Here is a 375-nt window from a genome sequence, read left to right as displayed (position 1 = left end):
CCGCCTCGCTTCGCTGGACGCCTTCCGCGGTTTCACCATCGCGGCCATGACCCTGGTGAACAATCCGGGCGACTGGAGCCATCTGTATTCCCAGCTGGCGCATGCGCACTGGCATGGCTGGACCTTCACCGACTGGATTTTTCCATTTTTTCTGTTCATCGGCGGCGTCTCGATGGCGTTCTCGCTGGGCCGCCTCGCCGCCGCCGGCGCCGACAAACCGGCCCTGCTGCGCAAACTGGCGCTACGCGCCGGCATCATTTTCCTGATCGGCCTGGCGCTGAACCTGATACCGGGGTTCGACTTGTCCACCGTGCGCATCCCCGGCGTGCTGCAACGCATCGCCATCTGCACCCTGCTGGCCGCGCCGATCGTGCT

Annotated in this window: 1 protein-coding gene; it reads left to right on the top strand. The window is 65.1% G+C overall.

Annotation, left to right across the window (positions count from 1 at the left end; genetic code table 11):
- Positions 1 to 375, top strand: a 375-nt coding sequence (locus tag F2P45_RS34670) for a heparan-alpha-glucosaminide N-acetyltransferase domain-containing protein (RefSeq protein ID WP_166882709.1), incomplete at both ends; no start/stop codon positions are given.

The sequence above is a fragment of the Massilia mucilaginosa genome (assembly GCF_011682145.1).
In the GTDB taxonomy this organism is placed as follows: domain Bacteria; phylum Pseudomonadota; class Gammaproteobacteria; order Burkholderiales; family Burkholderiaceae_D; genus Telluria_A; species Telluria_A mucilaginosa.
This window is presented reverse-complemented; position numbering and strand designations above follow the sequence as displayed.